Source organism: Nocardia sp. 149-1B (assembly GCF_057747975.1).
This window is the reverse complement of record NZ_CM173233.1, coordinates 633,410-646,676: the sequence shown is the minus strand read 5'-3', so window position 1 is coordinate 646,676 and position 13,267 is coordinate 633,410. Positions and strand designations below refer to the sequence as shown.

General features: G+C 69.1%; 10 protein-coding genes. All 10 read right to left on the bottom strand.

Annotated features, from left to right (window positions below; all coding sequences use genetic code 11):
• Positions 1-33 precede the first annotated feature (33 nt).
• Entirely contained in the window at positions 34-2,349 is a 2,316-nt protein-coding gene (gene yicI, locus AC3ANS_RS03015; protein ID WP_488294692.1) for an alpha-xylosidase, read from the bottom strand.
• Entirely contained in the window at positions 2,346-3,383 is a 1,038-nt protein-coding gene (locus AC3ANS_RS03010) for a LacI family DNA-binding transcriptional regulator (RefSeq protein WP_488294691.1), read from the bottom strand. Before AC3ANS_RS03010 ends, yicI begins: the two co-directional genes overlap by 4 nt.
• Complete coding sequence (locus tag AC3ANS_RS03005; RefSeq protein WP_488294690.1) at positions 3,377-4,804, bottom strand: GH1 family beta-glucosidase; 1,428 nt, start codon at positions 4,802-4,804, stop codon at positions 3,377-3,379. The genes AC3ANS_RS03010 and AC3ANS_RS03005 overlap by 7 nt, the downstream gene beginning before the upstream one ends.
• A complete protein-coding gene (locus AC3ANS_RS03000) occupies positions 4,801-5,991 on the bottom strand; it encodes a sugar ABC transporter permease (protein ID WP_488294689.1) in 1,191 nt (396 codons plus the stop codon). Before AC3ANS_RS03000 ends, AC3ANS_RS03005 begins: the two co-directional genes overlap by 4 nt.
• Entirely contained in the window at positions 5,988-6,710 is a 723-nt protein-coding gene (locus tag AC3ANS_RS02995) for an ATP-binding cassette domain-containing protein (RefSeq protein WP_488294688.1), read from the bottom strand. The genes AC3ANS_RS03000 and AC3ANS_RS02995 overlap by 4 nt, the downstream gene beginning before the upstream one ends.
• Positions 6,711-6,780: 70 nt before the next feature.
• Positions 6,781-7,851, bottom strand: coding sequence for a substrate-binding domain-containing protein (locus AC3ANS_RS02990; RefSeq protein ID WP_488294687.1), 1,071 nt, complete (start codon positions 7,849-7,851; stop codon positions 6,781-6,783).
• Positions 7,852-8,018: 167 nt separating this feature from the next.
• Positions 8,019-9,635: an AMP-binding protein gene (locus tag AC3ANS_RS02985; protein WP_488294686.1), complete on the bottom strand. Its 1,617-nt coding sequence runs from the start codon at positions 9,633-9,635 to the stop codon at positions 8,019-8,021.
• Between the two features lie 63 nt (positions 9,636-9,698).
• Positions 9,699-10,253, bottom strand: a complete 555-nt coding sequence (locus AC3ANS_RS02980; protein ID WP_488294685.1) for a dihydrofolate reductase family protein — start codon at positions 10,251-10,253, stop codon at positions 9,699-9,701.
• Between the two features lie 70 nt (positions 10,254-10,323).
• Positions 10,324-10,734, bottom strand: a complete 411-nt coding sequence (locus AC3ANS_RS02975) for an SRPBCC family protein (protein WP_488294684.1) — start codon at positions 10,732-10,734, stop codon at positions 10,324-10,326.
• A 141-nt stretch (positions 10,735-10,875) separates the two neighbouring features.
• Complete coding sequence (locus AC3ANS_RS02970) at positions 10,876-13,266, bottom strand: immune inhibitor A domain-containing protein (RefSeq protein WP_488294683.1); 2,391 nt, start codon at positions 13,264-13,266, stop codon at positions 10,876-10,878.
• Between the last annotated feature and the right edge of the window lies 1 nt (position 13,267).

Here is a 13,267-nt window from a genome sequence, read left to right as displayed (position 1 = left end):
ATGCAGGCGGTCAGCGTCCTCGGCCACGGCGGTTCACCGCGACGGGTCGCTGAGCGCCAAGTACGCCGCGCGTTCGCCGGCCGCGGCAGTCACCAGCGGACCCCTGACCGGACCGATCGGCCCCGTGACCCAGCGAACCGACCACCCGCTGCGCAACAGCTCGGCGCCGCGCTCGATCGTGGCGACCACTCCGGCCCCGTCGCGGCGGACCACCCCGAAGACCGCTGACGTCCCGTCCGCGTCGTGCAGCTGGAACGTCGCAGACGCGCCGTCTGCGAGGGAGAACACCTCGAAGGTCGGTGAGTCGAAGACGTCGTGCTCGGGCCGCTCCTCGTCGGGTCCCAGCGCGACGACCGAACCCGGCCGCACCAGGACCGGCATGCTGGCGAAGTCGTGGCGCTCGCGGTGCCATCGGGGACCGAAACGCTCGACTCCGTCGAGGAACCCGAGCCACCTACCGTCGGGGACGTAGAAGTCGGTCTCACCCTCGTCGGAGAACACCGGCGCGACCAGAAGACCCGATCCGAGCATGTACTGCCGGTCGAGGGGAGCACAGGAGCGATCCTCCGGGAACTCCAGGAACATGGCGCGCATCATCGGCAGGCCACGGTTCGCGGCGTCGACGGCCGCGCCCCAGAGGTAGGGCATCATCCGGTTGCGCAGGCGCACGAACCGCCGCGCGATCTCGACCGACTCCTCGTCGAAGGCCCACGGCACCCGGTAGGACCCCGAGCCGTGCAGCCGGGCGTGCGAGGAGAACAGGCCGAACAGGAGCCACCGCTTGAACAGGGCCGGCGTCGGCGTTCCCTCGAAGCCCCCGATGTCGTGGCTCCAGAACCCGAACCCGCTCAGGCCGAGCGAGAGTCCCGCGCGCAGGGACTCTGCCATCGAGGCGTACGTCGACTCGCAGTCCCCACCCCAGTGCACCGGGAACTGCTGGCCACCCACGGTGGCCGCACGCGAGAACAACACGGCCTCCCCCCGGCCTCTGACCTTCTCGATCGCGCGGAAGACGATCTCGTTGTAGAGCAGCGCGTAGTAGTTGTGCATGCGTTGCGGGTCCGAGCCGTCGTGCCACACGACGTCGGTCGGGATCCGTTCCCCGAAGTCCGCCTTGATGGCGTGGACGCCGCAGTCCAGGAGCGCCTCGATCTTGCCGGCGAACCATTCCCGCGCCTCCGGGTTGGTGAAGTCGACGAGGGCCATGCCCGCTACCCACAGGTCCCACTGCCAGACGGTGCCGTCACCGCGCTTGACGAGGTAGCCCGCGCGGGCCGCCTCCGCGTAGAGAGGTGAGCGCTGGCCGATGTAGGGGTTGATCCACACACTGGTGCGGAGTCCCCGACGCCCCAACCGCTCGAGCATCCCCTGCGGATCGGGGAAGACCTCGGAGTCCCAGGTGAAGTCGCACCAGTTCAGGGGCTTCATCCAGTAACAGTCGAAGTGGAACACGCTGAGCGGGATGCCGCGCTCCGCCATGCCGTCGACGAAGTGACTGACCGTGGCCTCGTCGTACTCGGTGGTGAAGGAGGTGGAGAGCCAGAGACCGAACGACCAGCGCGGCGGAAGCGCCGGCCGCCCGGTCAGCTCGGTGTAGCGCTCCAGGATCGCGGCCGGGGTCGGACCGTGGATGACGTAGTAGGTGAGCTCGTCCCCCGCCGTCGAGAACTGCACGGTCGAGACCACCTCGGAGGCGACCTCGAACGACACCCGGGCCGGTGAGTCGACGAAGACTCCGAAACCGGCGTCGGTCACGAAGAAGGGAATCGCCTTGTAGGCCTGCTCGCTCGCCGTTCCCCCGTCCTCGTTCCAGGTCTCGATCACCTGTCCGTTCTTGACGAAGGGAGTGAATCGCTCGCCGAAGCCGTACACGCTGGCGCCGACGGGGAGCTCGAGACGCTGGACCATGAACGGACCGACGCCAGCGACCTCCATGGAGGCTGCCGCCCGGAACCGGCTCGCCGTCAGCACCCGTCGCGAGTCCCGGAACTCCAGCTCCCAGGGGCCGCTCGTCCTTTGGAAGACCCTCAGGTCGCCCGTGGTCATCTCGACGCTCGTGTCGTCGCGCACCGTCTTGACCACGGCGGGGGCGGCGCCCAGCCGGAACGACGGGCGCGGCGGGTCGACGCTCTGGCGACGGCTGATCGTCACCCGCGCCACGTCCGACATCGGTGAGGAGACGTCGACGGTGATGGTGGGGGTGTTGAGGTGGGATCCACGGTCGACGACGGGCTTGGAGAGCGTGACCACCGACATCGCGTCGTCCTCCACACGCACGTCGAAGGCCTCGGTCGCGTACCGCGCCGTCACGCCTTCGTGCAGCAGCCAGTAGCCGTTGTTGAACTTCACCGAGCTTCTCCGTTCTGGTCGCCCGAGACTTCGCGTGGCGGTGCGGTGCTGGCCCGGACGGTGAGCTCGGGTGCCAGCAGGCGCGTCTCCGCACTCCCGGGGCGCTGGAGGTGGCCGAGCACGATCTCCACCGCGATCTGACCGACCTCGGACGCCGGCACGGCGATCCCGGTCAGGGGCACGCGCTGGCCGATCGCCATGTCCACGGGGCACACGGCGACCAGAGACATGTCCTGGGGCACGCTGAGCCCCCGCTGCTCGAGCACGGCGAGCAGCATCCCGAGGATCGCCTCGTTGTGGACGACGAGCCCCGTCGTCGCGGGTGCGTCTCGCAGCTGCTCGTCAACAGCGCGCTCGACGGCTTCGTAGCTCTGGTCGACCGGGCGCCAGGTGGCTTCGACCTGGCGCTTGGCGGCGGCGCGCTCGAAGCCCTCGGCGAAACGGACCGCGTAGGTGCTGCGGCGCTCATAGACCGAGGGAGGGGCCCCGAACATGCCGAGCGTGCGGTGGCCGAGGCTGGTCAGGTGCTCGACGCCCTGCGCCGCGGCCTCCCGCATGTCCAGGTCGACGCAGCTGAGCCCGCGCGGCTCGTCGGGGTGACCGATCAGCACGCAGGGCAGCTCCAGCCCGCGCAGCATCGGCAGGCGGGGGTCGTCGGTCTCGAGGTCCATGACGATGACGGCGTCGACCAACGAGGCCATGCTCACTCGGCGGACGCCCTCCTCACCCTCCTGCTGCGTCACGAGCAGCACATCGTGGTCGCGTTCGCGCGCGGCCGTGGCGACGGCAGAGACGAACTGCATGAGGACCGGCACGTTGTTGTCGGCACGGAACGGCGCGACCAGGCCGATCGCGTTCATCCGCCCCCCGGCGAGCGCCCGGGCGTTGGCGTTGGGTTGGTAGCCGAGGGCGGAGATGCTCGCACGCACGCGTGTGCTCGTCTCCTCGGAGATCGCACGCTTCCCGGAGAGCACATAGCTCACCGTGCTCACCGACACCCCGGCGTGCCGGGCGACCTCCGCGATCGTCACCATTTCCGGGCCTCCGGGGAGCCTGCGTGGATGCGCGCGTGCTCTGCGATGAGTGCTGCGTACCACGACGCGCTGTCCTTGGGCGTGCGGCGCTGCGTGCCGAAGTCGACGTGGAAGAGCCCGAATCGGATGGAGTAGCCGAGCTCCCACTCGAGATTGTCCAGCAACGACCAGACGTAGAGCCCGCGTACGTCGACGCCATGGTCGACCGCGGCCGCGATCGAGCGCACCACCGTGCGGAGGTAGTCGACGCGGGCGCCGTCCTTCACCCGTCCGTCGGGGTCGACGTAGTCGTGCAGCGACGCGCCCATCTCGGTGACGTGGATCGGTAGGGTCGTGTACTCGGCCTGGACCCGACGCAGACACTCCTCGATGCCTTCGGGAACGGCCGCGATGCCGGCGCTCATCATCGGGCCCGGTGGGTGGACCTGGCGGGCGCCGAGCACGGGCACCGTCGGATCGGCGGCCACGAGGTGGTTGAGGTAGTAGTTCACGCCCAGGAAGTCGATGGGCGCGGCGATCCGCTCGGCGTCGCCTGCCTGCACGACGGACCCGTCGAACAACGTCGGGAACAAGGGCTCGAGGTCATCGGGGTAGCAACCGCGGAAGAGGGGATCGAGGTAGACCCGGTTCTGCTCCCCGTCCAGCAGGCGCGCGGCGGCGACGTCCCGAGGGTCCTGCGACCACGGCCGCGCGATCGCCATCGAGAGGGTGATCCCGAGCTGCGCTCCCGGCAGCGCCTGCGCCCGGAACGCCTCGACACCCACGGCGTGCGCGAGCAGCAGGTGGTGGATGGCGGTGCCGGCGGTGGCGTAGTCGCGGTGACCAGGGGCGTGCACGCCGCGGCAGTAACCCTGGCCGACCACGGTCCAGGGCTCGTTGAGCGTCAGCCAGAAGGGGACCCGGTCTCCCAGCGCCTCGAGGACCACGGTCGCGAAGTCGCCGAACCGGGCAGCCGTGTCGCGGTCGTACCAACCGCCTCGATCCTCCAGGTACTCCGGCAGGTCCCAGTGGAAGAGCGTGACCATGGGCTCGATGCCGGCGTCGAGCAAGGTGTCGACTACCCGCGAGTAGTGGTCGAGGCCGCGCTGGTTGACCGCCCCGGAGGCGTCCGGGACGATCCGCGGCCACGCGATCGAGAAGCGGTAGGCGTTCATGCCGAGCCGCGCCATCGCCGCGATGTCCTCGGGGTAGCGGTGGTAGTGGTCGGCGGCTACGTCCCCCGTGTCGCCGTTCAGCGTCCTCCCCGGCGTGTGGCTGAACGCGTCCCAGATCGAGCGACCCCGGCCGTCCTCGTCGGCCGCGCCCTCGACCTGGTAAGCAGCAGTGGCGGCACCCCAGCGGAAGTCCGTGCGCAGTGTGCCGAGCCCCTCGAGGAGATCGGGACCCAGCGACGTGGGGGACAGGTTCGCCGGGGGGATCACTTCGCACCTGCCTGGGCCCGACGGTTGCGGGCCGTCATGTCGAGCGTGACGGCGGCCAAGAGGATCAGGCCCGTCGTGATCGTCTGCGTCGCAGCACTCTGCCCGATGAGGGCCAGCCCGTTCTGGACGCTCGAGATCACCAGAGCGCCGAGCAGCGCACCGACGATCGTGCCGCGGCCGCCGAAGAGGCTCGTCCCCCCGATGACGGCGGCCGCGATCGCGTTCAGGGATGTGTTGCCGCCGCCGGTGTTGACCGAGACCGAGAACGCCCGGGCGGCATCGAGGACCCCCGCGGTCGCGGCCAGGGTGGAGACCATGACGAAGACGCCCACGCGGAGCTGTCCCGTGCGGACTCCGGTCCGACGCGCGGCCTCGGCACTGCCTCCCACCGCGTAGATGTGCCGCCCGAGCACGGTCGAGCCGGTCATCAGCGCCAGCCCGAGCGTGATCACCAGGACGATCACGAGCAGGATCGGCGTACCGAGGTAGTCGTTGAGGACCGCGATCACCGTCAACGGGATGACGACGACCAGGGCGACCCGGAAGGCCAGACGCGAGAGCGCCTCCGCCTCGTAGCCGGCGCGACGGGTGAGCACGTGGTGGACCGCCATCCACCCGAGGCCACCGACCGCCACGAGCGCCGCGAGAGCCCAGCCGAGGCCGGCGGAGAGGTAGTTCGAGGCGATGCCCGTGATGCCGGTGTCCTCGATGCGCACCTGGCCGTTGCGGTCACTGAGCGCGGAGAGCTGGACGCCCTGCCAGACCAGCATCCCCGCGAGGGTCACGATGAAGGACGGGGCCCGGAAGACCACGATCCATGCACCCTGGACGGCGCCGATCAGCGCACCGAGGGCGAGGGCGGCCAGGATCGCCGCCCAGGCCGGCCATCCGGCGACGGCCGAGAGGAGACCCATCGCGGAGGCGCACAGTCCGCTGACGGCTCCGACCGAGAGATCGATCTCCCCGAGCAGGAGCACCAGCATGACGCCCAGGGTCAGCACCGACAGGGTGGCGGTCTGCAGGACGAGGTTCGACATGTTGCGCGGCGTCAGGTAGGCGTCGTTCGACATCTGGAACCCGATCCCGATGATGGCCAGAGCGATGATCACCGGCCACAGGCCCAGGTCTCCCCGACCCAGGCGAGGCAACGTCCATCGACGCTGGCTGGTCGCGGTGGCGACGCTCATCCGAGGACCTCCTGGACGTCGATGCTGTCGGATCCGGTGATCGCCGCGATGACGGCCTGCGGGGAGTCGACTCCGGGAGTGAACACGCCCGCACCGGCTCCGAGCCGCAGGACGGTGATCCGGTCCGCGACCTCGAAGACGTCGACCATGTTGTGCGAGATGAGGATCACCGAGATGTCCCTCTCCTTCAGACGACGGATCAGGTCGTAGACCATCGCTGTCTGCTGGACGCCGAGCGCGGCCGTCGGCTCGTCCAGGACGACGATGCTCGAGCCCCACAGCACCGCGCGACCGACGGCGATCGCCTGCCGCTGCCCCCCGGAGAGCTCGGCGACGTGCGCGGTCAGGGACGGCAGCGTCACCGACAGGTCCGTGAGGATGCGTTGCGCCTCGAAGCTCATCTTCTTCCGGGCGAGGAACCGCGCCAGCGGGCCGGACCGAGGGCTGCGCAGCTCCCGCCCGAGATAGAGGTTCGCGACCACGTCGAGGTTGTCGCAAAGCGCGAGGTCCTGATAGACGGTCTCCACGCCCGCGGCCACCGCGTCGGTCGGCCCTGAGATCGACACCGGGCGGCCGTCGATCTCGATGGTGCCGGTGTCAGCCGGCGCCACGCCGGCCAACGCCTTCACCAGCGTGCTCTTGCCCGCTCCGTTATCCCCGACGAGCGCCATCACCTCGCCCGGCCGGACCTCCAGGTCGACACCGCGCAAGGCCCTCATCTGTCCGAACGACTTGTGGATGCCTGTCATCCGCAAGCGAGGCACGACGCCGGTCGACCCCGGCTGACGATCAGAAGTCACAGCTGTCGGCCACCTCGCCGGTGCACAGGTCGTCGCGAGAGACGAAGCCGTTGTCGACGAGCATGCTGACGTTCGCCTTGTCGACGACCTCGGGCTGGAGGAACAGCGCCGGGATCTTGAAGTCGCCGTTCTGGAAGGTGTCCGTGAGCCCGGTGTCGTCCTTGTCGTGGGCGAGGGCGACGGCTGCCTGAGCTGCGGCGCCGGCCTGCTTGATGAAGTCCTTGTAGACCGTCATGGTCTGGTTGCCGAGCAGGATCTCCTGGAGGCCGGTGAGGGTGGCGTCCTGGCCGGTCACCACCACCTTCCCGTTGAGGTCGCGCGCCTTGAGCGCGGCGATGACGCCTTCGGCAAGCCCGTCGTTCGCGGCGTACACGGCCGCGACGTCGTCGTCGAGCTTCGTCAGCGCCTGCTCGGTCTGCTTCTGGGCGTTGGCGGTGAGCCAGTCAGGGGTGTCGGCCTCGTAGCCGATCGTCAGGGTCCCGGCGTCGACCAGCGGATCCAACACCTCGTGGGCACCCTTCTTGAAATCGGTGCAGGCTGCGCAGACCTGGGCACCGTTCATGACTGCGACGGTCGACCCGGCCGGCACGTGGTCGGCAATGTACTGCGCCTGCAGCTTGCCCACGGCGACGTTGTTGAAGGTGATGTAGCCCGCGAGGTCGGCATCGGCGATCAGGCCCTCGTAGGAGATGACCGGGATGTCGTCGCGAGCTGCGAGATCGACGACGGGGAGAGCGCCGTCAGCGGTGATGGGGTTGATCACGATGACGTCGGCGCCGCGTGCGATCGCGGCTTCGGCGGCCTGCTGCATCTCGGCGTCCGTGTGCGCGGTGCTCGCGATGACCTCGGCGTCGGGGTCCAGCTTCGCGACCGCGGCCTCGAACGCCGGGCGGTCCTGCGTGTCCCACCTCGTCGAGGTGGTCGCGTCCGGAGCGATCCAGGCGATCACGGCGGAGCCGCCGTCGCCCGAGCCGCCCTCGTCCGACCCTCCGCCATCGCTCGAGCCGCACGCCGTGAGCGCCAAGACCAACCCGACCCCGAGAACCATCGTCTTCTTCATGACTACTCCATTCCGTCACGCTATCGAAGCGCTTCGATAGTTCCTGGACCGGACGGTAGACGTGATTTCGCGACTATGTCAATGGTCACAACGGTATGAATGTCGAAGCGCATCGACACCAAGCGGACAGGACGACCGTCCGCCGCACCCGCACGCCCGGTCGAGGATCAGGCGAGCCCGAGCCGGCGGGCGGTCTCCTCGCGCATCTGCACCTTGCGGATCTTGCCGGTGACGGTCATGGGGAACTCCTCGACGACCAGCACGTAGCGCGGGATCTTGTAGTGGGCCAGCTTGCCGGTGGCGTAGGCCCGCACCGCGTCGGCATCGAGGGGCTCGGCCCCGGCGCGCATCCGGACCCAGGCGCACAGCTCCTCGCCGTACCTCTCGTCGGGGACGCCGATCACCTGGACGTCCTCGATGTCGGGATGCTGGTAGAGGAACTCCTCGATCTCGCGGGGATAGATGTTCTCCCCGCCCCGGATCACCATGTCCTTGATCCGCCCGACGATGTTGCAGTAGCCGTCCTCGCGCATCTCGGCGAGGTCGCCGGTGTGCATCCACCCGTCCGCGTCGATCGCCTCGGCGGTCTTGTCGGGGTCGTCCCAGTAGCCGAGCATCACCGAGTAGCCCCGCGTGCAGAACTCCCCCGTCTGCCCGCGCTCCACGGTCTCGCCCGTCACCGGGTCGACGATCTTGATCTCGACGTGCGGGTGCACCCGGCCGATGGTGGCGGTACGCCGCTCGAGGTCGTCGTCGGCGCGCGTCTGGCACGACACCGGGCTGGTCTCGGTCATGCCGTAGGCGATCGAGACCTCGGCCATGTGCATGTCGTCGACGCACCGCTTCATCACCTCGACCGGACAGATCGAGCCGGCCATGATGCCGGTGCGCAGGCTGGACAGGTCGTGCTCGGCGAAGCTCGGGTGGTGCTGCATCGCGATGAACATCGTCGGTACGCCGTACACGCCCGTGCAGCGCTCCGCCTCGACGGTGCGCAGCGTGATCTCGGGGTCGAAGCCGGGCGCCGGAATCACCATCGTGGTGCCGTGGCTGGTGCAGCCGAGGTTGGCCATCACCATCCCGAAGCAGTGGTAGAAGGGCACCGGGATGCACAGCCGGTCTTCAGGCCCGAGGCCGATCAGCTCGGTGGTGAAGTAGCCGTTGTTGAGGATGTTGCGGTGGCTCAGGGTCGCGCCCTTGGGATAGCCGGTGGTGCCCGAGGTGTACTGGATGTTGATCGGGTCGTCGGGCGACGTCTGCGCTAGCCGCTCCGCCACTGCGTCGGCGGGGAGTCCGCGGCCCGCCTCGACCAGGTCCGCCCAGTCGTCGGTGTCCAGGAACACGACCCTCTCGAGCGTCGGCGCCTGCCCCCCGATCTCGGAGACCATCGCGCGGTAGTCGCTGGTCTTGAAGTGCGAGGCGCTGATCAGCAGCCGCATCCCGCTCTGGTTGATGGCGTAGGAGAGCTCGTGGGTGCGGTACGCCGGGTTGACGTTGACCAGCACGATCCCGACCTTGGCCGTGGCGTACTGCACGATCGTCCACTCCGCGCAGTTCGGCGCCCAGATGCCGACCCGATCGCCCTTGCCGATGCCGGCGGCGATCAGGCCACGCGCCAGGTCGTCGACGTCGCGGTCGAGCTCGGCCCAGGTCCACCGCCGGCCGCTCGCGACCTCGACGAGCGCTTCCCGCTCGGCGTACGCCGCCACGGTCCGGGCGAAGCTCGCTCCGATGGTCTCCTCGAGCAGGGGCGGCTCCAGCTCGCCCTTCGCGTAGGCCTCCATGGCGGCAACCTACGCGGTCGGACGTTGGGCTGTCGTTGGTCGGCGCCCTGGTCAACGCGTTGGTCAGCGCACGGGCCGGTAGACCTGGTGCTGGACGCCGTTGGTGAACGTTGTGGTCTCCACCAGGGTCAGCCTCACCTTGTCCTCGGCCGTGTCGGGGAACAGCCGGCGGCCGCTGCCGAGGATCACCGGGAACACCATCAGCCGCACCTCGTCGACGAGGCCGGCCGCGAGCAGGCCCTGGGTGAGCAGCAGGCTGCCCTGCACCAGGATCGGGCCTCCGTCACCGTCCTTGAGCCGGGCGACGTCGTCGAACGCGACCACCGAGGTGTTGTTCCACTCCGGGTCGGTGAGCGTGCTGGAGACGACGTACTTGGGCATCGCGTTGAAGCCCGCGAAGTAGTCCATGGTGGGCCAGATCGGCGCGAACGCGTCGTAGGACCGCGCGCCCATCAGGAACGCCGCTGCCTCGTCCTGCTCGCGACCCTTGAGCTCGTACTGCGCCGGGTCCTGCCCGACGTCGAACGTCCAACCGGCGTGGCGGTAGCCGGGTTCGCCGCCGGGTGCCTCCGCGACGCCGTCGAGGGAGACGAAGTGGGTGGTGATCAGGGTGCGCATCGGGTGATCCTCTCGTGGGGGCTGGTCTCGTCTCCTCCACGAACCGCTCACCGCGGATACGACAGGTGGGTCAGGACTTCTTCTCCGCCATCTCGACCAGAGCCTCGAGGGCCCGCGGGGTGTCCTCGACGACCGTCGGACCGATGTCCTGGGCGCCGGGACCCTCGACCGTGGTCCGCACGGTGATCTCCGCGCCGTCGGCGGTCCCCTTGACCTGGTGGTCGATGCGGATCACCAGGTCACCGAACGTCAGCCGATCCAGGTAGCGCGCGCACGGCTCGACGATCTCGAGCACGAAGGGCGCCTCGGTGCCGTTGCCGAACACGATCGTGCCCGCCGCGCCCTCACCGAAGTGGCCCTCGATCGCCACCTGCTCGACCGCCGGGTCCCAGCGGTGCCAGCTGCCCACGTTGCTCCAGAGCGCCCAGACATCGGCGGGCGAAGCGGACGTGGACACGGTGTGCTCGTAGTCGAAGCTCATGCTCTGCAACCTAGTACGACCGACCGTGCAGATGGGTCGGTTCGCACCCCCCGCTCCGGTGTCTGCCAGGTCACGGCAGAGACCCCCACACCCCGCCGTTGCCGGCGGGGTGTGGGGGTCTCGACGAGCTCGACCTGTGGGTCAGCTGGCGGTGCCGACCCGCACGGTCATCACGTGCGTGCGCTTGTTGACCTTCAGCACCCGGATGGTGGTGCCGGTCTTGGGCACGTCGACGCTGTACCACTCGGGCTCGTAGAAGCCCGGGTGGTCACCCGTGCCGTGCTCGTCGCTGCTGAACCACCAGTCCATCGTGTCGTCGAAGAGCGGCACGGCGGCCTGTCCCTTGAACGTGTACGGCTGACCCTTGTAGTGCAGCTTCTGCGACGGGGTCGCCTGCAGCGAGAACGTCGAGTCCGCCGTGAGCACCTTCGGGCGCAGGATCGACCCGTCGGAGGCGTGCTGGAACACCGGGTGGGCGTCCACCGGGAGAACCTCACCGTGTCCGGGGTGATCCCCGACGTTGTTGTCGGTGTAGGAGGTGTCCCAGTAGCTGATCAGCGCGCCTGGCTGGTAGGCGAAGTGGTCCACCCAGTCGGGGCGCTTCTCGTAACCGGCGAAGTTGTAGACGTTCTGGAGCACCTGGTCGCGGCCGACGTACTGCCGGTTGTCCACGAAGTAGGTGTTCAGGAACGGCTTGGTCTCCTCGGAGTGGACAGCCTCGAACCCGTTGAGCACCCAGCCCTCGTTGCCGGCCTCGGCGGAGCCGATCGGCTGACCACCCAGGGTGATGTTGTCGACCTGGAAGCCGGCCTCGGCGGCCGCGCCGTCGGTGAGGTAGCGCCAGCGGACCGCGTTGGTGCCGGCGGGCACGGTGGCGGTCAGGTCGACCCACTGGCCGTCGGTGGTGCCGGTGATGCCGGTGCCGTCCGGGTTGAACGAGCCCTGGTCCTCGCCCTTGTAGCTCTGGCTGGTCGGGATGGAGGTCCAGGTGTCGCCACCGTCGCTGGAGACCTCGAGGAACGCGTAGTCCCAACCCTCCTCGATCGCGTAGCGCACCTTGGCGGTGAGCTCGCCGCCGTCGGCGACGTCACGGGTCATGGTGTTGTCGAGGTTGTCGCCGGAGCCCGAGAAGTAGAACCTCTCCCCGCACTCGGCGCACGGGTCGCCGTACTGGAACGTCACGTTCTTGTCCGGCAGCAGCACGATCAGGCCGTTGGAGGCCGACCCGACGGTCGACGCACCCGGCCGCAGCCGGAAGGTGCCCGTGCGGCCCGCGCGGATCGTGTCGTAGTCGAGCCACCCGAGCTGGAACTTCTCCCAGGCGCCCATCGGCTGGGGACGGTCGCCGATCGCCGGGTCGTGCTTGGCGGTGCCGCGCGACTGGGCCATCAGCGACCAGTGCTCGACGCTGTTGCTGGCACCACCGGTGTTGCCGGAGGTGTCGTAGAGGTCGGGCAGCTCCAGGTCGTGGGTGTACTCGTGCGAGAACACGCTGAGTCCGCCGTTCTCGGGCTGCATCGTGTAGTCGCTGACCCACAGGCCGGTGGGGTTGTCCGGGAACGTCACCCCGCCGTCGGAGGCGCTGGTGTCGCTCTTGCCGCCCTCACCGACCTGGATGCCGCCGATGGCCGGACCGGGACCGGTGCCCAGGCCGTGCAGCGCGGCGTTGCCGCGGTGGCTCCAGATCGCGTCCGAACCGTAGATCGGGTCGCCGTCGGCCTCGTCGCCGCCCGCGTGGACGATCTGGAAGTGGTCGATGTAGCCGTCCGGCTCACGGAAGTTGCCGTCGCCGTCGTAGTCGTAGCGGTCCTGGACGTCGAACGTCTTCAGGTAGGCCTGGATGCGCTCCATGGTCCAACCGGCGTCGAGGCGGCCCTGGACCCACTCGGAGAGCGCGTCACGGATCAGGAAGTTGACGTTGCTGCAGACGATGTCGCCGCAGTCCTTGTTGCTGCCGTAGCGCGCCTCGTTGAAGGGCACCTTCACCCAGGCGGTGACGTCCCCGCCGATGGAGTACTGGCCGCTGGACTGGTCCTCGAAGAAGTCCTTCATGCGGTTGAAGTACATGTTCTTGAAGTACGACGTGCTGAAGTCGGCGTTCCACAGGGTGGAGTTGTCGATCTTGCGGTTCGGCTTCGGGATCTGGTTGTGCAGCGGGCCGTCGAACCGCTGGGCGCCCGAGTCGGGGTCGTCCTGGTAGGCCTGGTGGCGTCGGTCGCCGAACTCGGCGAGCACGACGAAGATGCGGTCCTTGCCGGTCTGCGCGACCCGCCCGTAGACGCCCTTGCCGAGCTTCTCGGTCGCGCCGGTGCCGCCGGTGCGCAGCCTCTTCTCCAACGCGGCCTGGGTGCGGTCCTGGTAGACGGACTTCCAGCCGGGTGTGAGGACGTCCGAGGGGGTGCCGCGATCGGGCTTGGCCGACGATGCGGGGGCAGCTGGCCTGGCGTCGGCCTGCGGGGTGGTGAGCGACAGCGCCGTGGCGGCCGCGATCAGAGATGCGGTCGCCGAAGCGGCGACCCGGGTCCTTCGCAAG

What these genes read in the sequence shown, in the direction of transcription:
- AC3ANS_RS02985 (WP_488294686.1), bottom strand. Translation starts at nt 9,635, where the DNA reads ATGGAGGCCTACGCGAAGGGCGAGCTGGAGCCGCCCCTGCTCGAGGAG.
- AC3ANS_RS02995 (WP_488294688.1), bottom strand. Translation starts at nt 6,710, where the DNA reads ATGAGGGCCTTGCGCGGTGTCGACCTGGAGGTCCGGCCGGGCGAGGTG.
- AC3ANS_RS03010 (WP_488294691.1), bottom strand. Translation starts at nt 3,383, where the DNA reads ATGGTGACGATCGCGGAGGTCGCCCGGCACGCCGGGGTGTCGGTGAGC.
- AC3ANS_RS03000 (WP_488294689.1), bottom strand. Translation starts at nt 5,991, where the DNA reads ATGAGCGTCGCCACCGCGACCAGCCAGCGTCGATGGACGTTGCCTCGC.
- AC3ANS_RS02980 (WP_488294685.1), bottom strand. Translation starts at nt 10,253, where the DNA reads ATGCGCACCCTGATCACCACCCACTTCGTCTCCCTCGACGGCGTCGCG.
- AC3ANS_RS02990 (WP_488294687.1), bottom strand. Translation starts at nt 7,851, where the DNA reads ATGAAGAAGACGATGGTTCTCGGGGTCGGGTTGGTCTTGGCGCTCACG.
- AC3ANS_RS02975 (WP_488294684.1), bottom strand. Translation starts at nt 10,734, where the DNA reads ATGAGCTTCGACTACGAGCACACCGTGTCCACGTCCGCTTCGCCCGCC.